General features: G+C 64.0%; 12 protein-coding genes and 1 tRNA gene. 2 read left to right on the top strand and 11 right to left on the bottom strand.

What is annotated here, in order from left to right; translation table 11 throughout:
* Window positions 1-63 precede the first annotated feature (63 nt).
* Window positions 64-4176 (bottom strand): dsDNA nuclease domain-containing protein, encoded by a 4113-nt coding sequence (locus IDT60_RS08220; RefSeq protein ID WP_191081526.1) that lies wholly within the window; start codon window positions 4174-4176, stop codon window positions 64-66.
* A gap of 1031 nt (window positions 4177-5207) precedes the next feature.
* Here IDT60_RS08220 and IDT60_RS08215 point away from each other — a divergent pair.
* Window positions 5208-6086: a hypothetical protein gene (locus IDT60_RS08215; protein WP_191081525.1), complete on the top strand. Its 879-nt coding sequence runs from the start codon at window positions 5208-5210 to the stop codon at window positions 6084-6086.
* 62 nt (window positions 6087-6148) lie between these two features.
* Here the strand turns inward: IDT60_RS08215 and IDT60_RS08210 are convergent, their stop codons facing one another.
* The 4 genes from IDT60_RS08210 to IDT60_RS08195 all read right to left on the bottom strand — a co-directional run bounded on the left by IDT60_RS08210 (window position 6149) and on the right by IDT60_RS08195 (window position 8071).
* Window positions 6149-7399, bottom strand: a complete 1251-nt coding sequence (locus tag IDT60_RS08210) for a hypothetical protein (RefSeq protein ID WP_223883924.1) — start codon at window positions 7397-7399, stop codon at window positions 6149-6151.
* A 61-nt stretch (window positions 7400-7460) separates the two neighbouring features.
* Window positions 7461-7649, bottom strand: coding sequence for a hypothetical protein (locus tag IDT60_RS08205; protein WP_191081523.1), 189 nt, complete (start codon window positions 7647-7649; stop codon window positions 7461-7463).
* A gap of 77 nt (window positions 7650-7726) precedes the next feature.
* Window positions 7727-7939 (bottom strand): hypothetical protein, encoded by a 213-nt coding sequence (locus IDT60_RS08200; protein WP_191081522.1) that lies wholly within the window; start codon window positions 7937-7939, stop codon window positions 7727-7729.
* A 50-nt stretch (window positions 7940-7989) separates the two neighbouring features.
* Window positions 7990-8071, bottom strand: a tRNA-Leu gene (locus IDT60_RS08195).
* Between the two features lie 203 nt (window positions 8072-8274).
* On the opposite strand from IDT60_RS08195, the gene IDT60_RS08190 reads away from it, so the two are divergent.
* The gene (locus tag IDT60_RS08190; protein WP_164200642.1) at window positions 8275-8880 is read left to right on the top strand and encodes an ANTAR domain-containing response regulator; all 606 of its coding nucleotides are present in this window, start codon (window positions 8275-8277) and stop codon (window positions 8878-8880) included.
* 60 nt (window positions 8881-8940) lie between these two features.
* On the opposite strand, the gene pyk is transcribed toward IDT60_RS08190, so the two are convergent.
* From pyk to trpB, 6 genes are all read right to left on the bottom strand, one after another.
* Window positions 8941-10425: a pyruvate kinase gene (gene pyk, locus IDT60_RS08185; RefSeq protein WP_164200644.1), complete on the bottom strand. Its 1485-nt coding sequence runs from the start codon at window positions 10423-10425 to the stop codon at window positions 8941-8943.
* A gap of 73 nt (window positions 10426-10498) precedes the next feature.
* Window positions 10499-11956 carry a glutamate synthase subunit beta gene (locus IDT60_RS08180; RefSeq protein ID WP_191081521.1) on the bottom strand — a complete coding sequence of 486 codons (1458 nt, stop codon included), beginning with the start codon at window positions 11954-11956 and terminating at the stop codon, window positions 10499-10501.
* Window positions 11949-16559: a glutamate synthase large subunit gene (gene gltB, locus IDT60_RS08175; RefSeq protein ID WP_191081520.1), complete on the bottom strand. Its 4611-nt coding sequence runs from the start codon at window positions 16557-16559 to the stop codon at window positions 11949-11951. The genes IDT60_RS08180 and gltB overlap by 8 nt, the downstream gene beginning before the upstream one ends.
* 264 nt (window positions 16560-16823) lie before the next feature.
* Window positions 16824-17954 (bottom strand): prolipoprotein diacylglyceryl transferase, encoded by a 1131-nt coding sequence (gene lgt, locus IDT60_RS08170; RefSeq protein WP_191081519.1) that lies wholly within the window; start codon window positions 17952-17954, stop codon window positions 16824-16826.
* Window positions 17955-17960: 6 nt separating this feature from the next.
* Complete coding sequence (gene trpA, locus IDT60_RS08165; RefSeq protein WP_164200652.1) at window positions 17961-18767, bottom strand: tryptophan synthase subunit alpha; 807 nt, start codon at window positions 18765-18767, stop codon at window positions 17961-17963.
* Entirely contained in the window at window positions 18767-20194 is a 1428-nt protein-coding gene (gene trpB, locus IDT60_RS08160) for a tryptophan synthase subunit beta (protein WP_191081518.1), read from the bottom strand. Before trpB ends, trpA begins: the two co-directional genes overlap by 1 nt.
* Window positions 20195-20264 lie beyond the last annotated feature (70 nt).

The following is a 20264-nucleotide window of genomic DNA, read 5'->3' as shown; positions in this document are numbered from 1 at the left end:
TACTCCAGCCAGCCCACATCATCTGCCCAAGCGCCACCAGTTCATTGCGGGAAGACCGATCGTTTAGGAACTTGAAGCGTGCTCATGCATGTGTGCAATGCGGTCATCGGCGCCCTCAAAATCGTCCTCGACGTCCGCGATGACGGCTGCCGTGCCGTAGACGACCGCAGCGTCGGTGCCCGCTATGGCCGCTCTGTCCGGGTCAAGCAGCAGCAGGCTTTGCAGGCTCGCGATCTCGCCCCACCCCGATCCACCTCTCTCTGCTAGGTCCATGGCCGTGGACAGGTCATCCGTGATTGCCGTGCCGATGGTCGTCAATATGTTGCTGAGCACCGAAACGTATTCGGTTCCAGCATGCGCGGACGTGAGCTCATCGAGTTGCGCTTTGACGCTGACGAGACCCGCCCACGATTCTTCGAGAACTCGGCCTTCTTCGTTGGGGCTCAGAGAACTTCCGCGGATCGCAATGATCGCGGCGATCGACGAGAGACGACGAGCCAGTTGCAGATAAGTCGCGTAGGGACCGGAAATCGGTGTCGAGGCGAGGGAACCTGCGAACGCGGAGGGCGCTTCGCGATTGCCAAGTGGGATAACCCCGTCATGTGCGACCTGGAAGATCGTGGCACGCGGGTACCCATCGGGCGAGCGAAGTCCGATCCACATGCGGCGGTCCGGCTGTTCACGAGCATCCCGCGCGGCATCCGCGAGGGCCGCAACGGATTTCAGATGAGTAAGGGCACTTTCCCCTTCCACCGTGATCGCTAGGTCTCCGGGTGGCCAACTAATCATCGTGTAGTCGGACCAGCTCGGGTCGACCGATACGGCGAACCCCGAGCCGGTGAGCGCATCTCGTATTCGCACGGACTCTTTCTGGAGGGCTGCCGAGGAGCGTTCGGTGGCAACAGCGGCCGCAGCCTCAATCCTTGCATTTCCTGTGTGTCGGCCAGCGGCGGCACGCATGGATGCGCGGACCGGAGTGTCCGCTCCTGCACTGGCGGACGCGATCACGCGTAGGTGGCGGAGACAGTCGAGCAGCAGAGCGCAGTCCGGCGGATCAGGGAGGTAACGGAATCGGTCAAGTTCGATCAATGTGCCGACCTTACGGATGAGGTCGTCAAGCGTTCCGACAGCCAAGATGGGGCGTCGCTCAGCGATGGCTGCCCGCGCGAGGTTTGGAATGACATGCTGGAGAAGCGATCGCACGACATTGACGGCGGTGCTTTCAACGGGGTAGTCGCCGAGCGCACCAGGGACCTCGTCCGTGTAATCTTCGTCTGCCGGAGCATCCATCTCTGAAAGCAGTGCAGTTGCCGCATCGAACCGGCGAACAGTCGCTTGTGGTACGGCTCGATCGCCCAGATGGGCGATGGTGATCTCTGGGAGCAGCTCGACTAGGGCCCCGAGCGCTTCGGCCTCAGCCGCGAGCTTAGATGTCAGCGTGCCGGCGCCGTATTTTCGGGCCAGTGCTCGGGCTTGGGCTCTATTTTCGGAAACTTCGAGACTGTGGGGCAGATTCTCCCGCGGAATTGCTTTGTCGACGAGCGGGTAGTCGCCGAGCTTGACCAAACGTCCGAGGGCATCGACCGCACCGACTTTCGCGATCATCGCCGTGGGGGCGAGAGCGAGGGCGAGCCGGCAGACTTCGACGACCGACTCGTTCTGATCCGGTTGTAGTTCCTCGTCGATGAAGATCCAGCTTCCGGCAACGCCGTCATCCGTGCGGTCCAGCGCCGCTAGCCACGGCGTCTCTGTTGCGATCCTGCGCAAAAGTAGTTGCTCGCCGCCGGCTGCAGTGACAGCGCGTTCCGCGAGTTCGGGTGCCGCTCGGCGCAACGCCTCGGTGATGTCGGCTGCGTAGTTCAGCGCCCATACCGTTAGTCGGGTGCCGATTGCGTCCGCCGCGGCTTCCATGGCTGTGGCGTCAAAACCGCGAAGTACGGTGATGGCTTGTAAAAGGAGATGAGTTGCATCGTCATCGGAGACCGCAGTGGTCACGAGTTCTTCGACTAGCTTCGCGTCTATCCTTCGCCAGAGGGGTTGGAGATCCGGATCGGTCGGGACACTGCGGAGCCGCTGTATGGCAGCGACAATCTCAGGCTTGAAGAGCTGGTCAGTGTCGTGGCGCGGCTGGGTGCGGGACAACGTGAACGCAGTAACAGCGTTGCCTGCATCAACCCCAGATTCGTCGAGGATACGCCTCCAATCGTCGGCCCGCCGTCGCAGCCCGTCGGCGCGGAAGGCCGACGCGACCGCTACGAGCGTCTCGAGTTCGTGATCGCGTGTGACGCGCTCGGTTGCGGCTTGGATCATCACGGCCGAGTCGGCCCCGGACTCGAGTGCGCGTCGAAGGAATCGTGCGAGTTCGGTGCTGGGCACGAGTGCGACGACGCGCCGAAGGCTCTCCCGCTGTCCGAACGGGTGGGCCGCACGGGCGAGCGCTGACGAGCGGATTTCGTGCAGCGGTCGTAAGAGACTGCTCGAATCCTCGATGACAAGGTGCTCGTCGATGAGGCGACGGCTGGCTGCGGTGAATGCGCCAGGATCGGCACCTAAAACCAATTGGATCGCATATGCGGGGACAGCAACACCGTATTGGTTAGCACAAGAAGCAAGGCGAAGAATCTCAAGCTCGAGGTACCGACTCTGGTCGGCTTCGCGCGCCCGGACTTGCGCACCGACGACGGTATCGAGGTTCTCGCCTTCAGTGAGCAGAGTGACGTATTCCAGGAGGAGGCCGCCTGCGCGCTCGGCTGGCTCCCGCCAGCCGGCCCAAGCGGTGAGATCGTGGACCCGGTAGTCGCGCCAGAGCTGCTCCGCGAAGGCTTCGTCCAGCATGGGCGTTATCGTGGCGATGGACGACAGCAGCGGGACCGGGAAGCGGTCCTCCTCGCGTATCGAAACCACCGTGATCACGTTCGGCAGATCCGCGAGCCGCCGCAGCAGCCGGTCGAGTAGGCGAGGGTCATGGCGCCCCGCGTCATCAATCATAACGCCGACCGGAGCATAGACGCTCGGCCGCAGGGACTCAATGCGCGCAACGAGCAGCGCAACAGCATCACGTCCGGTGCGCCCCGAGGGTGTCAGCGAGTGAACTTGCTGCCAGCGATACGAGGTGCGGGTCTGGTGAACGGCGGTGTAGGCGAGCACGCTCTTGCCACTACCGCTCGGCCCGCTGATGACCGCCAGGCGGCGCGCCTCGGCGACTTCGATCACCTGCCGCGTGAGGTCAGGTCGGGGCACAAGCATTCCGGTAGCGACATGTAGAGCACCGACGTGCGCGCCCTGCCGTAGGTCCGATCCGTCGCCTGGCGTTCCCCAATCTACGGCCTCACAGACCCCGAGCGACCTTGCCTCGTCAAGCAGTTCCAGGTCGACGGTCGCGAGGACGTGGTCTACGAGGGCATCGATTCCGGAAACTTCGACAACTGCACGGTTTGCCGCATCGCGATCGGCGTTCGCGTTGCTGGTCTCGCCGATCTGCGTACAAACCGCAGCCACAACGATTTCGGCCAGCGACTCTGGAATGCTACGGGCTGTGGCGACAATAGTGATCGCTCGAGCCTTGGGATCTGGACACAGCGCGACAGAAATCGAGGCTGCAAATGCTGCCGTCGCCTGGTCATCTCCGAGGGAGACCGTATCTAACTCGCAGGACAACTCCGGCCCGGCGGTCAAGTCCGACCGCCGGGCGCTGTCCCACCCAGGTACCGGAATGCCTGCGACGGGACGCTCAAGCAGCAGGATTGTCGCGGGCGGAAGCCCCACATCCCGGCGCTTCACCCAAGCCGCAGCAACGGAGCGCAGATGTTTGCGCAGTTCTGTCGCCGGAAACTGGCCTGCGGTCTCGCGCCGCGACTTTACTTGAATGAAATGAGACCCGGCGCGGGACTGCACGGAAATGTCGTCGTACCCCTCCGGGGTCACCAGCGCAGTCGCCTCGCCCTCGCTCCACAGACTGAGCACAATAAGAGCCGCAACGACATCCTGGTAACGGAACCCGCGCCCGGCACGGGCGCCAGACCGTGAAGCGGCCCACAAATCGGACTGCGGTACCGTCGGCGAGTCTGGCAAAATGGACTCTGCCGACCGTAATCGGGCTTGGTCGCCGCGGCGCTGCTGCGCCTCTCGCCGTCGGCGCGCTTCAGCACTTGAACGATCAGAGCTTCGACGGGTCACATCTGGATAATATCGGAAATGTCAGGCTGAATTTCGTGACCTTCTGACCAGATCGGGCGCCGCAAACGCCGCAATTCACGAGGCGGACACCCCCGTGAACTTCGACACCGAGACCTACGAGGGCCGCAACACTGTGGAAAGATGCTTCAGTCTCTTCAACGTGGAGCGGCTTCGCCACCAGATGTGCCAACGGCTACCACCTGCGTGATGTATTTAGCCGGCGCGGGGCCGGGTAGTCCGCTGCGGCTCGGGCGCGCCCTCGCTCATGCTTCAAGAATCCGGTTTGTGCCTCAGGAACTGTACGGCTGCCTGCACCGCGCCTCCCGCATGCACAAATCCAGACGACAGCAGGGTATCCAGCGCGGCTCGTTCCCTCGACAAGTTCAATAAGTTCGTGCATATGGTCATGATGCATCCTGCCACTGACATTTTATTGAATGCTTCTACCACTTTGCCCTCGCGTGTCCCAGTATTAGCGCTCGTTGTTGAGCGCCTGACACTTTTGATGGCCCAAATTCAGCCCCATCAAAACACACTCAAACAAGGAGCTGCACCCCAAGATTGTAAGTACTCCGGCACCGGTTACTGCTCCACGTTGCGAAAGACCTTTCGCCCCGAGGTGTAGCGCCATATGACATGGTCCAGGCGATTAGCAGCAATGGGGTACAGCTTCGCCACCCGCTTGCGTAGGAGCTTTTCTCTGCCGTCTCGGCAAGCATCGTGATCATTTAGCCGACGATGAGCTGAATACCGCGCCACGACGTTCTGCACGGCCCTATACGAGGGCCCCGTAGACCAAAGCGAGTCGACGACACCGAATGCCAGGATGGTCGGGTGGCCATCCGCTGTTATCCACGTTGCTGGATCGCCGAAGATGGCCCGACATGCCTCCGCGAGCCTTCCCGCTTCAGCGGCCAATTCGCCGGGAGTACCGACAATAACGTCAACCAGGTGTCATGCTCGGACTCTAGCAAGCTGCGACCAGAACCAGCGCCGTGGTCTCTCAAAGCCGCGCACATACACTGAATCCCATGATCAGATTGCTTCCTGGTGCTTCCCCAGACACCACACTCAAGATGCTAAGTACCGCAGTTAACGAGGCTGCCACCGTGTCGAGCGCCGGCTACGCCAGCGACCGGTACAACAGCTACGTTGAGTGGGCGTCCCGGAATGGCAATCTGCTCGCCCATTACCTGCACGCTGACGAAGTCGACGCGCTCATCACCACACGGCGTTACTGGTCACTGCTCGCCCTTGATATCTCGACCATCCCGTTCGGCGCCCTTGCGCAGCTGGTTGATGGCGAAGTGCAGCAGCGCGTTCGTGCCCTCGAGGAGGCTAAGCGAAGGATCGAAGCCGATCTGCAGCTGTGGGACAACGGCGAGGCTGTGGCAGTCGTCCTCGATACCGGAGCGTGGCTGAAGTATTTCGATGATCCGTTGAACTATGACGAGTGGCGTGAATTGCTCGACGAGCGTCCTCATGTCCCCTTGGTCATCACCGTCCCAATGAAGGTCGTGGATGAGCTCGACGGCAGCAAACTGAACCGCGTCGATGCTCCAAAGGGAGGCAAGTCGATCCGCTTTCGGGCGGGGTTAACCCTGAAGTATCTCGAGGCACAAGGAGTCGTGCCTGGTGAGCGCGTAAAGCTCCAGGAAGGGAGCATGGCAAGTGCGCCCCCTACTCAGACGATCTATCTGTCAGTCCTAGAGCAGCCTCTTGACCAATCGCCTCTCCCAGATGGAGATCTGGAGATCATCGAGCGAGCAGGAGCAGTCGCACCGTACGTCAGCGGTATCCGGATGATTACCACCGACTACGGGATGGTCTACCGGGCGAAGCAGGCTGGCATAGCGGCCGTACGCGTCAGGGGCTACGAGGAAGAAATGACGCAGCAGGCCGCCCGTTAGCCTTCGCCGGAGAATTCAGCTGTCATGCTCGGGGCCTATACAAGTACGCGTACCCGCGCAGCTCATCGACCGTGCTCCCCTTCATGCACAGCAGCCAGCCCTGGACCCTTGCTCGGGTTGTTGGTGAGCTCGTAGAACGCGGGTCCGTGCTGGCCCGGAGTCCAGTGGTGAGTGTTGTGGGTCAACTGGCATGATTCGCCGGCCTGGAACAGTGAGTCTTCGGCATCGACGCGGATGCAGCGCACCGGCACGGACTCGACCGGCTCAATGGAAGCAATGTATGTTTCAGTACGCGTGGCCCTGACGACCTTTGCCTGCTTCCGGGCCAGCCGGAAGCATTTGGTGACATACCTCGGATTGAACGATACCCGCCACGTCCCGCCGTCCCGGGACCGTGCGTCGGCGCTGAAGGCGATGGTCGGCCGCTCACCCAGTGAGGACAGGAGCTGAAATACATCGCGGGACAGCCGCTCCCTGCCGACAAAGATGACGCCGGGCTTGGCTGCGCAGCCGTCGGAGTCGAGCAGGCCTTGCAGGAGGGCGATGCGCTGGTCGATGGAGGCCAGGAAGTATTCCTCGGGTATGTGCTTGTCGCGGTAGCAGGGCAGTAGGCGGAGCGCCCTGGCCTGCTCGCCGCCCATGTCAGCGCCGAAGCCGCTTTTGTCTGAGAAGGTCATGCGGTTGGCGGCGCCCTTCTTCGTACCGACCGGGCGGACGGTCACGCCGATTTCAATCATGTTGGCGGTGAACGCCTCCAGGTCCTCATCCCCGACGGTGATGTTGCAGCCGGCGGTACTCCCGTCGCCCAACCAGTAGCCGAGCAGGTAGGGATCCATGGGCAGATCGCGCTCGGGGCGCTGCTGCGGACCTGGAATGGGGATGGCCCAGCGCTTTGCCTTGTGCTCGTACATCTGGCGGGTAGTCCATAGCCTGTTGTACTGCTTCGGCCAACCGGAGGGTTTGGCCTTCCACAAGTGGCCGTCGGAAGCGATGACGGAGGTTCCATCCAAGAAGGTGACACGGAAGCAGTCACGGCCCACTTGGACAGGAAAAGCCTCGGCCACCGTCACCGGCTCGCCGGTGGTGCCGTAAATCATGTCCCCCGCCTGCAGCTCGCCCATCGTCGTCCAGCCGTCCGGCGTGGGAATAGGCGTGTGCAGAGCCAGGGCCTCATTGGCGATGGCGAAGGTGACACGGCCACCTTCAGGGGAGCGGAAGTTCGCCGACATACAGCCCAGCTTCTGCCCGCCGCCGTCGCCATAGATGATTCCCTTCGGGACATCGATGTTGAAGGCGACGCTATGTCGGGCCAATGTCGGACGGCGGAAAGTGGACTGCTCTATATTCTTCTGACGGTTCAAGTTCGGCAAGCTCCTATTCGTTCAGAAGAAACTTAGCCGTGACCCCCGACAGGGAGTCGTTTGAAGCGTTGAGGACATGGCCCCACCCTTCAACCGGCATACGTCGGGCTTTCTGGACCCCCAGCTGCTGCCGGTAGGTGTCGATGGCCACCAGCGATGCGGGAGTCTCGGCTTCTTTAGGACCCTCGAGTTCAATGCGCATGCCCGCAACTCCCCCATCTCCTTGGCTTCCTGCATGGCTTTGATTGCCGCTTGCCACCCCTCGACGCGGCTGTGGCGTCAGGCCCGCCGCTCGATCTCGATATGGGTGGCCAGGTCGATCAGCGAACCGTCCGTATCCGTGATGGTCGCAATGCCCTGCTTGAGAGCTGTCTTGGAATACTTTTTGCAGCCGCTCTGGAGAAACGCCTCCGGGACTTCCGAAGCCGGCAGCACGCAGCGGACGAGTCTTTCAAGGAATGGATCTCGCCTGATGTCTTTTTGATTTGTCAAGCTTTGTCAACAGCAAAAAACCAAAAAGCTTTTGACCTGCGATAACACTGTGCCCGAGGTGGGACTCGAACCCACACACCTTTCGATACCGCATTTTGAGTGCGGCGCGTCTGCCAATTCCGCCACTCGGGCGCGGAATACGCGATGCAAACCGGTACGCCCACAGCTGATTGTGAGCAACGCGATCGCTTCACGTACGCGGAATTACTCTACATGCAGATAGGCTAAATTTCAGAATCGCGCCATTGACGCCGCAATAGACCATGCAGTTCAAAGTACGGCCGCGGGCGCACCTAAAATGGTGATGTTCCCCCGTACCTTTCCAAGGAGATCCCGTGACTGAACAGACGGAGTCAAACCCCACGTCCCAGCCGGCGCGCCGCGTCATTGTGGCCGAGGACGAAACCCTCATCCGCCTCGACATCATCGAGATCCTGCGCGGTGAAGGGTACGACGTTGTCGGCGAAGCAGACAACGGCGAAAAGGCCGTGCAGCTGGCCGAAGAACTCAAGCCCGACCTCGTCCTCATGGACGTCAAGATGCCGGTCATGGACGGCATCACCGCCGCCGAAAAGATCGTCAAGGCCCGGATCGCCCCCGTGGTCCTGCTGACCGCGTTCAGCCAGAAAGAGCTCGTGGAGCGCGCCCGCGACGCCGGCGCCATGGCCTACGTGGTCAAGCCCTTCACCCCGGCCGACCTCATCCCGGCCCTGGAGATTGCGCTCTCACGCCACGAGGAAATCAAGGCCCTCGAAAGCGAAGTGTCGGACCTGCAGGAGCAGTTCGCCACCCGCAAGCTCGTGGAACGCGCCAAGAGCCTCCTCACCACCAAGATGGGCCTGACGGAGCCGGAAGCCTTCCGCTGGATCCAGAAGACCTCCATGGACCGCCGCCTCAGCATGCGCGAAGTCGCGGAAACCATCATCAACCAGGTCAACTAGGACCTAAGACAAAACGAAAAGGACCCCTGCCAACCGGCAGGGGTCCTTCCGTTTAGGTCCCTAGGACGTCGGCCAGGGGCCGAGCTTCTCGCGGGGAGCTCCCTGGCTGCTGTCGCCGAGGCTGCCGGCGTCGGCGAAATCGCCCACCCTGTGAGCCTTCAGGATGTTGGTGGAACCTGCCTTGCCGGGAGGGGAACCGGCGGCAATGACAACGAGGTCGCCGTCGTTCACCAGCTTCATCTCCAGCAGGCTGCGGTCAACCTGTGCGGTCATTTCGTCGGTGTGGCCCACCATCGGAACGAGCACCGGCTGGATACCCCAGGTCAGCGCCAGCTGGTTCCATACGTGCTCCAGCGGAGTGAAGGCGAACACCGGCCGGATGGGGCGCAGGCGCGACAGGCGGCGCGCGGAATCGCCGGACTGGGTGAAGGTACAGATGTACTTTGCATCCAGCTGGTCAGCGATTTCGACGGCGGCGCGGGTGATGGCGCCGCCACGGGTCTTGGGCTTGGTCCCCAGTGGCGGAACGCGCTCCAGGCCGTGGACCTCGGTGGATTCGATGATCCGGGCCATGACCTTGACGGTCTCGATCGGGTACTTGCCCACGCTGGTCTCGCCGGACAGCATCACTGCATCCGCACCGTCAAGGACGGCGTTCGCGCAGTCGGAGGCTTCCGCGCGGGTGGGGCGCGGGTTGTCGATCATGGACTCAAGGACCTGAGTGGCCACGATGACCGGCTTGGCCCAGCGGCGTGCCAGTTCAATGGCGCGCTTCTGCACGATCGGCACTTCCTCCAGGGGAAGTTCCACACCAAGGTCGCCACGGGCCACCATGATGGCATCGAACGCGTCGATGATTTCGTGGAGCTGCTCCACGGCCTGCGGCTTCTCGATCTTAGCGATGACGGGCACGCGGCGGCCTTCTTCATCCATGATCTCGTGCACGCGGGAAATGTCCGTGGCGTCGCGGACGAACGACAACGCAACCATGTCCACGCCGCGGCGGATGGCCCAGCGGAGATCGTCCTCGTCCTTTTCGCTCAGGGCGGGAACGTTCACTGCCACACCGGGAAGGTTGATGCCCTTGTTGTTGGACACCATGCCGCCCACAGTCACCTCGGCGACAACCTTGACGGCGTCCACTTCGATGGCGCGCAGGGCCACCTTGCCGTCGTCGATCAGCAGGGCATCGCCCACGTTGACGTCTTCGGTGAGGCTCTTCAGCGTGGTGGAGCAGATCTCCTTGGTGCCCGGCACATCCTCGGTGGTGATGGTGAAGATGTCACCCTCGGCGAGTTCGTGCGGGCCGTCCACAAAACGGCCCAAGCGGATCTTCGGACCCTGCAGGTCGGCCATGATGGCCACCGGCTTGCTCAGCTGCCCCGCAGCCTTCCGGACGTTCTCGTACGTGTTGTCGTGCACGGAATAGTCGCCGTGGCTCATGTTCATCCGGGCCACGTCCACGCCCGCTTCCAACACCGCCAACGTGTTCTCAAAGCTGGCAATTGCCGGGCCAAAAGTGGCCACAATCTTAGCGCGTCTCATATACCTACCCTAATAGTGTGCTGCATTGGTTAAGTCATTGTGGAAGTGAACCTGAGGCGAACTGACTGCTATGTCAGAGAACCGCGATGGCCCGGTCCGTCGGCGCTACGGGGGCGGGCAGGATGGTGCTGCCCATCAGGAACTTGTCCACCGCGGCAGCGCAGGCGCGGCCCTCGGCGATAGCCCACACAATAAGGGACTGCCCGCGCCCGGCGTCGCCGGCCACGAAGATTCCCTCGGTGTTGGTCATGTAGTACCCGTCGCGGGACTCGTTGCCGCGGCCGTCGAATTCTGCACTGACCTGCTCGGTGATCCCGGCAGGCTCGGCCCCGGTGAAACCCAGGGACAGGAAAACCAGGTCCGCCGGGATGATGCGCTCGGTGCCGGCCTTGGGGAGCCGCTTGCCGTCCACGAATTCGGTTTCGGCAACCTTCACGCCGGTGAGCTTGCCGTCCTCCCCCACGAACTCCACGGTGGAGGCGAGGTACGTGCGCTCCCCGCCCTCTTCGTGGGCGCTGGCCATTTCGAACAGCGTGGGGAACGTCGGCCAGGGCTGGTGCCCGGCACGCTCAGCCGGCGGCTGCTTGCCGATGGCCAGGGTGGTCACCGAAGCGGCACCATGGCGGTGCGCGGTGCCGAGGCAGTCCGCGCCAGTATCGCCGCCGCCCAGGATCACCACATGCTTGCCCTTGGCGTGGATCTGGTTCTCCACCGTCTCCCCCGCGACAACGCGGTTGGCCGGAACGAGGTAATCCATGGCGTAGTGCACACCGTCAAGGTCGCGGCCCGGGATGGGCAGGTCGCGCGGCACGGTAGCGCCGGTGGCAACCACGACGGCGTCATACCGGCGCCGCAGCTGCTCCCATGTCACGTCTGTACCCACGGCGACGCCGGTCCGGAAGCGGGTGCCTTCGGTCTTCATCTGCTCGATGCGGCGGTCCACCTGCTCCTTCTCCATCTTGAAGTCGGGGATGCCGTAGCGGAGGAGCCCGCCGATCTTGTCGTCACGCTCATACACAGCCACCGTGTGGCCCACCCGGGTCAGCTGCTGCGCCACGGCCAGGCCGGCGGGGCCGGAGCCGACGACGGCAACGGTCTTTCCGGTCAGGCGCGTCGGCGGCAGCGGGTTCACCCAGCCGCTGTCCCACGCTTCGTCGATGATGGAGACTTCGACCTGCTTGATGGTCACCGCAGGCTGGTTGATGCCCAGCACACAGGACGCCTCGCAAGGGGCAGGGCAAAGCCGGCCGGTCCACTCGGGGAAGTTGTTGGTGGCGTGCAGCCGCTCAATCGCTTCCTCGCCCTTGTCCCGCCACGTGAGGTCGTTCCACTCGGGGATCAGGTTGCCCAGCGGGCAGCCCTGGTGGCAGAACGGAACGCCGCAGTCCATGCAGCGGCCCGCCTGGGCCTTCAGGACACCCTTTTCCTGGGCCTCGTAAACTTCCTTCCAGTCCATGATGCGGACCGGAACAGGGCGGCGTGGCTGGGTTTCACGCTGGCGTACTTTAAGAAATCCGCGTGGGTCAGCCACCGGTTACCTCCAGGATTCGAGCCCATACTTCTTCGCCATCGGGGTCCAGGCCCTCTTCGATCGCGTCAAGACGGGTTTGCAGGACTGCCGCGTAATCGCGCGGCAGCACTTTGGTGATGCGGGCACAGGTGTCGTCGAAGTTTTCCAGCAGCCGGGCAGCGTGCAGCGATTCGGTTTCCTCGACGTGCTTCACCAGCAGGCCGTGGACAATGTCCCGGTCCTCGGCGTCGAGTTCCACAAGCTGGAGTTCGCCGGACTGCAGGGCGTCCTTGTTGACCCGCGTGGTCCGCAGGTCCAGCACGTAGGCGGTACCGCCGGACATGCCGGCACCGAAGTTGCGGCCCGTCCGGCCAAGGATCAGCGTCTGGCCGCCGGTCATGTACTCGCAGCCATGGTCGCCGATGCCTTCAACAACGGCAGTGGCACCCGAGTTGCGGACCAGGAAGCGTTCGCCCACCTGGCCGCGCAGGAACATCTCACCGCTGGTTGCGCCGTAGCCGATCACGTTGCCGGCAATGACGTTGGTCTCAGCCTTGAACACGTTGGTACGGTCCGGGCGGACAATAATGCGTCCGCCGGAAAGGCCCTTGCCCACGTAGTCGTTCGAATCACCGAACAGCCGCAGCGTGATGCCGGCGGGCAGGAACGCGCCCAGCGACTGTCCCGCGGTGCCGGTCAGGGTGATGTCGATCGTGTCCGGCGCCAGCACGTCCGTGCTGAACGTCTTGGTCACCGTGTGGCCGAGCATGGTGCCCACGGAACGGTCCGTGTTGATGACGTCCACGGCAATCTTCACCGGGCTGCGGTCGGTCAGTGCCTCGGTAGCCATGGTGATCAGGCGCTGGTCAAAGTGCTTGTCCAGCTCATGGTTCTGCGAGGTCATGTTGCGCAGCGGAGCGTCGTCGTCGAACTCGAGTCCGTGCAGGATCGGGTCCAGGTCAAGGCCTTCGGCCTTCCAGTGATTGATCGCCTCGCGGGCATCCAGCACCTCGGCATGGCCGATGGCTTCTTCGATGCTCCGGAAACCCAGTTCCGCGAGGATCTCGCGGACTTCCTCGGCGAGGAATTCGAAGAAGTTGACCACGAATTCGGGCTTGCCGGAGAAGCGTGCCCGCAGTTCGGGGTTCTGGGTGGCAACGCCCACCGGGCAGGTGTCCAGGTGGCAGACGCGCATCATGATGCAGCCTTCCACCACCAGCGGCGCGGTGGCGAAGCCGAACTCCTCACCGCCGAGCAGTGCGGCGATGACAACGTCGCGGCCGGTCTTGAGCTGGCCGTCCACCTGCACCACCACGCGGTCGCGCAGGCCGTTGAGCATCAGCGTCTGCTGGGTCTCCGCGAGCCCCAGCTCCCACGGCACACCCGCATGCTTGAGCGAGTTGAGCGGGGACGCGCCGGTGCCGCCGTCGTGTCCGGAGACAAGTACGACGTCGGCCTTCGCCTTGGTGACACCCGATGCCACAGTGCCGATCCCCACTTCGGAGACGAGCTTGACGTGGACACGGGCCGAGGGATTGGCGCGCTTCGCATCGTAGATGAGCTGCGCGAGGTCCTCGATGGAGTAGATGTCGTGGTGCGGAGGAGGCGAAATGAGTCCGACGCCGGGTGTTGAGTGGCGCGTCCGGGCAACCCAGGGGTAGACCTTCTGCGCCATCAGCTGGCCGCCTTCGCCGGGCTTGGCACCCTGCGCCATCTTGATCTGGATGTCGTCCGCGTTGGTGAGGTACAGGCTGGTGACACCAAACCGGCCGGAGGCGATCTGCTTGACGGCAGAGCGGCGCTTCGGGTCCAGCAGGCGGTCCACATCCTCGCCGCCTTCACCGGTGTTGGACTTGCCGCCCAGCTGGTTCATGGCGATCGCGAGGGTCTCGTGGGCTTCCTTCGAGATGGACCCGTAGCTCATGGCACCGGTGGAGAAGCGTTTGACGATGCTGGAGACGGGCTCCACTTCTTCCAGGGGCACGGCAGGGCGTTCGTTCTTGAACTTGAGCAGCCCGCGCAGGGTCATCAGGTTCTCGGACTGGTCATCCACGCCCTTGGTATAGGACTTGAAAATATCGTACCGGCGCTCACGCGTAGCGTGCTGGAGCCGGAAGACGGTCTCCGGGTTGAAGAGGTGCGGTTCGCCGTCGCGGCGCCACTGGTACTCGCCGCCGCCGAGGAGCGGGCGGTGCGGCTGCTCGATGCCGCCTTCCGGGTAGGCCATCTGGTGCCGCGCCGAAACTTCTGCGGCGATGACATCCAGGCCCACGCCGCCCAGCTGGGAGTGCGTGCCGGCGAAGAATTCATCCACCAGCTCCTGGCCGAGGCCAAGCGCTTCGAACGTCTGCGCACCCGTGTAGGACGCCACCGTGGAGATGCCCATCTTGGACATGATCTTCAGGACGCCCTTGCCGAGGCCCTTGATCAGGTTGTAGACGCCGTCCTGCGGGGTCACGCCAACAACGTCTCCGCTGCTGATGAGCTGCTCCACGGATTCCATGGCGAGGTACGGGTTCACGGCGGATGCGCCGTACCCGATCAGCACGGCCACATGGTGTGTCTCGCGGACGTCGCCGGCCTCAACCACCAAGGCGGTCTTGGTGCGGTTGGCGCTGCGCAGCAGGTGGTGGTGCACGGCGCTGACCAGCAGCAGCGACGGGATCGGTGCCCACTGGGCGTTCGAGTCGCGGTCGGACAGCACCACGTACTGCACGCCGCGGTTGATGGCACCGGAAACCTGCTCGCAGATTTCGGTCAGGCGGGCACGCAGGGCGTTTTCGCCGCCTTCGGGGCGGTACAGGCCCCGGACCTTCATGGCGATCCTGTCGCCGTCGGGCGTTTCAATGTTGGCGATCTTGGCGAGCTGGTCGTTGTTGATCACGGGGAACGGCAGCGAAACCTGCGGCTGCCGGACCTGCTTGGTGTCCAGCAGGTTGCCGTTGGGACCGATGGCACAGGTCAGCGACGTGACCAGCTCTTCACGGATGGCGTCCAGCGGCGGGTTGGTGACCTGGGCGAAGGACTGCACGAAGTAGTCGAACAGCAGGCGCGGACGCTTGGACAGGACCGCTACGGGCGTGTCCGAACCCATGGCTCCCAGCGGCTCGGCACCGGTGCGCGCCATGGGGCCGAGCAGGATCTTCAGCTCTTCGGTGGTGTAGCCGAAGGTCCGCTGGCGGATGTTCACGGAGGCCGCTGTGTGGACCACGTGCTCGCGCTCGGGGAGGTCCTTGAGGTCGATCAGGTTGTCCTTGAGCCACTCGGCCCAGGGGTTCGCCGCGGCCACTTCGGCCTTGACCTCTTCGTCGTCAATGATGCGGCCGGCGTCGGTGTCCACCAGGAACATCTTGCCCGGGGAGACGCGGCCCTTTTTGACCACCTTGGAGGGTTCGACGTCGATCACGCCCACCTCGGAGGCGAAGACGATCAGGCCGTCCTCGGTGATCCAGTAGCGTCCGGGGCGGAGGCCGTTGCGGTCCAGGGTGGCGCCCACCAGGTTCCCGTCGGTGAACGACACGGCGGCCGGTCCGTCCCACGGTTCCATCAGCAGCGAGTGGTACTCGTAGAAGGCACGGCGTGCCGGATCCATGGTGGCGTGGTTTTCCCAGGCCTCGGGGATCATCATCATGATCGAGTGCGTGATCGGCCGGCCGGAGAGCCAGAGCAGCTCGGCTACCTCATCGAAGGACGCCGAGTCGGATGCGCCGGGCGTGCAGATGGGGTACAGCTCTTCGGGGGAATCCCCCAGCAGCGGGTTGGCGAGCTGGGACTGGCGGGCGCGCATCCAGTTCCGGTTGCCCTTGACGGTGTTGATTTCACCGTTGTGAGCGATCGTGCGGAACGGCTGGGCCAGCGGCCAGGAGGGGAACGTGTTGGTGGAGAAGCGCGAGTGGACAATGGCCAGCTTGGTTTTGAAGCGCTTATCGGAGAGGTCCGGGTAGAACGGCTCCAGCTGGGCGGTGGTGAGCATGCCCTTGTAGACAATGGTGCGCGAGGACAGGGACGGGAAGTAGACACCGAACTTGTTCTGGGCACGCTTACGGATCCGCCATGCCCGCGAGTCGAGCTCGTTGCGGTCCAGCTTCTCGCCGGTGGCTGAGGCGAGGAAGGGCTGGGAGAAGTACGGCATGCAGGCGCGGGCCATGGCGCCCACGAGGTCCGCCACGATGGGCACTTCGCGCCAGCCCAGGACCTTGAGGCCCTCATCGGCGGCCAGGCCTTCAATGCCGGCCTTTGCGGCGTCGGCCTCGCGCTGCTCTGCGGGCAGGAAGGCGGTGCCGGCCACAAACTGGCCGGGCGCGGGAAGCTCGAATTCCGTGACGGCGCGGAAGAATTCATCCGGGATCTGCATGAGGAGGCCGGCTCCGTCACCGGTGCCTTCGTCTGCGCCCACGGCACCGCGGTGCTCGAGGTTGCGCAGGGCGGTCAGCGCGGCGTCGACGATGTCGTAGCCGGGCTCACCGCGGAGCGTGGCGATGATCGCAAGGCCACACGCGTCTTTCTCGTTTTCTGGGTTGTATAGACCCCGGGCCTCCGGCAGCGCAGCGAAACGCTTAAACGGAGAGACGGGGCCGTCAGATCCTATTTTTTCGGACCAGCGTGGGCTATGAAGATGGGTCATTGAAGACGTCCTTCCTCGAGATCGTACGTATGGAAGGGACACCGTTGGCCCCACTCTCCGCGCCTGTGTGATGGGCACAACAAAGTGTTTATTTACTGGAAATTGTAGGCCAGACAGGCCTGCTGAACGAAGAGTTACGCAGGCCACTGACCCGGGCTTGACCGGGCAGCAGCTCTCTGCTGTCCGGGCGTGCCCTGTTGCCACGACGCTGTGGTGCGGGCGCTCCGAGAGGTGACTCTGTGCTGCCCATGCCGTGCTGGCGTCCTACTTGCTTGTGCCAGCCTCCGGCGCTGATTCCGTTGCCTTGTGGCGGGAATTTCCGGTCCCCGACGCTTCAGCCGCGGGCTTGTTGCCGCTGCCGGACGCCGGTTCCTCTTCCGTTGGGGTGGAAGGATTTCCGGAACCATTTTGGATAACAGGCAGATTATCACGCGCACCACTATCTGAGACACGGGAATCCGCATCGCGGACAGTCTCGCCCGGCGCTGCCACGGGACCGCGTCCTTCCAGATAGGGCGTGTCCGGTTCCGGCCGTCCCTTCATCCCCAGCAGGATGAACACCGCAAACGCAAGGACAAACACAAAGATGCTGGTCCAGACGTTAAGCCTGGTGGTGATGCCAAAGAGGTTGATCTGCTCCGCCTCGTCGATTCGCATCGCTTCGATCCAGACCCGGCCCAGCGTGTAGTACATCGCGTAGAGCCAGAACAGGCGGGCCCGCCGGAAGTTGAACCGCCGGTCCAGGGCCAGCAGGATCAGCACGCCGGCGATGTTCCAGAGCGATTCGTAGAGGAAAGTCGGGTGGAAGAGCGTGTCCGCCGGCGTGCCGGCGGGAAAGTTCGGGTTGTCCGCGTCAATCTGCAGGCCCCAGGGCAGCGTAGTGGGACCGCCGAAGAGTTCCTGGTTGAAGTAGTTGCCCCACCGGCCCACGGCCTGGGCCAGCAGGAGGCCGGGCGCCGCGGCGTCCAGAAAGGCTGTGAGCTTGACCCCTGCACGCCGGCAGCCGATCCAGGCGCCCACAACACCCAGGACAACGGCCCCCCAGATCCCCAGGCCGCCGCGCTGGATCTGCGGGATCAGCCAGAGGTCGCCGGTGCCGTCGAAGCCGGGCCCGAAATACTGGTCCGGTGACGAAACCACGTGGTACAGCCGCCCGCCGATGATGCCGAACGGGATGGCCCAGATGACGATGTCCCACACGCTGCCTTCGGGTGCGCCGCGCTTGGCCCACCGGACGGACGTAAGCCACAGGCCCACGATGATGCCGGCCAGGATGCACAGGGCATAGGCGTGGATCCGCAGGGTCCCCCACGGCAGCGGGATATCGAAGCCGGACCAGTCCGGGCTGGGGATGCTGGCCGGCACCAGGGCGGCAGCGTGGAGGAGCGTCTGCATCAGGGGTTAAGCCACTTCCCGGGTGAGTCCGGCGCTGAGGTCCCGGGTGAGGTCTGCGACGGCGGGAACACCGCCGTCGCGGATTGCGGCAACCAGTGCCGTTCCCACGATGACGCCGTCGGCGTAGGCCGCGATCTCCCGGACGTGCCCGGCGTTGGAAACTCCGAGCCCGACGCAGACGCGCTCGGCACCGGCAGCGTGGGTGTCGGCAACAAGCTGTTCAGCGCTGCTGCTGACATCCTGCCGCGTGCCTGTGACGCCCATGATGGAAACTGCGTACACAAAGCCCCGGCTTGCCTTCACGGTCATGGCCAGGCGCTCGGGGGTGGAGGAAGGTGCCACGAGGAACACCCGGTCCAGGCCGTACTTGTCCGACGCCGCGAACCATTCCGTTGCTTCGTCCGGGATGAGGTCCGGCGTAATGAGCCCTGCTCCCCCGGCCTCGGCCAGCCTGCGGGAAAACTCGTCCACGCCCATGCGCAGTACGGGGTTCCAGTACGTCATGACCAGGACGGCGACGTCTGTGGCGGCGGTGATGCCGGCTACGACGTCGAAGACGCTCTCCACGCGGAACCCGTTGGCGATGGCCTCGGTGGTGGCCGCCTGGATGACCGGACCGTCCATGACAGGGTCCGAGTAGGGGATGCCGATTTCGATCAGGTCGGCACCGTTCTTCGCCATGGCAATGCCGGCGTCGATGGTGGCCTGGACGTCGGGGTACCCGGCCGGCAGGTAGCAGACCAGGGCTGAGCGCCCGGCGTCGCGGGCGCGGTCGATGGCGGCGGCGGACTTGCTGGCCGTCTGTTCAGTCATCAGTGGTCCTCAGTGTTTTCTGCGGCAGTCTTCTCTGAAACGGCTTGATCTGCGACGGCGGCGGGGGCGCCGGTCGCGGGAACGGCTTCCGTTTCTGCCCGGTCGGCAGGGCCCTTGGGCTTGCGGGTGGAGAGGTTGGTCCCCTTGACCTTGCCCTCCTCGTCGAGCATGTCGAACCATTCCGCGGCAGTCTCCACGTCCTTGTCGCCACGGCCGGAGAGGTTCACGATGATGACCGTATCGGACGGGTTGGCGCTGCCTTCGGTGAGCCGCTTGCCCACCTTGATGGCGCCTGCGAGGGCGTGTGAGGACTCGATGGCGGGGATGATGCCCTCGGTCCGGCACAGGAGCTTGAACGCCTCCATCGCTTCGCTGTCGGTGATGGGCTCGTACGTGACCCGCCCTATATCGGCCAGGTAGGCGTGCTCGGGGCCGACGCCCGGGTAGTCCAGCCCGGCGGAGATCGAGTGGGACTCGATGGTCTGCCCGTCGTTGTCCTGCATGAGGTAGGAGCGCGCACCGTGGAGGACGCCGGGCTTGCCGAGCGTGATGGTGGCCGCGTGGCGTCCGGTCTCGACGCCGTCGCCGCCGGCCTCGAAGCCGTAGATCCTGACGCCGGGGTCATCCAGGAACCCGTGGAAGATGCCGATCGCGTTGGAGCCGCCGCCGATGCAGGCGACGACGGCGTCAGGCAGCTTGCCGGTCTGCTCCAGGATCTGGGCACGGGCTTCCTCGCCGATGACCTCGTGGAAGAAGCGGACCATGGCCGGGAACGGGTGCGCGCCGGCGGCGGTGCCCAGCAGGTAGTGGGTGGTGTCGACGTTGCTGACCCAGTCCCGGAGGGCGTCGTTGATGGCGTCCTTGAGGGTCTGGGAGCCGTTGGTCACGGGGACCACCGTGGCGCCGAGCAGCTGCATGCGGGCAACGTTCAGTGCCTGGCGGCGGCAGTCTTCGGCGCCCATGTAGACAACGCATTCCAGGCCGAGAAGGGCTGCGGCGGTGGCGCTGGCCACGCCGTGCTGCCCCGCACCGGTTTCAGCGATGACACGGGTTTTACCCATGCGCTTGGCCAGCAAGGCCTGCCCCAGCACGTTGTTGATCTTGTGCGATCCGGTGTGGTTCAGGTCCTCGCGCTTGAGGAAGATCCGTGCGCCGCCCGCGTATTCAGAGAACCGCTTGGCCTCGGTGAGCAGCGAAGGCCGGCCGGAGTAGTTCTTGTTCAGCTCCGCGATCTGGGCCAGGAAGTCAGGATCGGCCTTGGCCTTTTCGAAGGTGTCCTCGAGCTCGTCCAGGGCGGCGATCAGCGACTCGGGCATCCATCGTCCGCCGTAGCCGCCGAAGTAGGGCCCCGGGGCGTGCTTCAGCGAGCCGCCCTGCAGGAATGCCTCCGTGGCGTTGATGTCAGCGTTCTCTGAAGCTTCAGCCATCAGTCCCGTCCTGTTCCAGTTGATCGTTCAGAAGTGTTGTGCCGCCGGCACCGGCGCCGGCGGTTGCCGG

Source organism: Pseudarthrobacter sp. BIM B-2242, assembly GCF_014764445.1.
GTDB lineage: Bacteria > Actinomycetota > Actinomycetes > Actinomycetales > Micrococcaceae > Arthrobacter > Arthrobacter luteus_A.
This window is presented reverse-complemented; position numbering and strand designations above follow the sequence as displayed.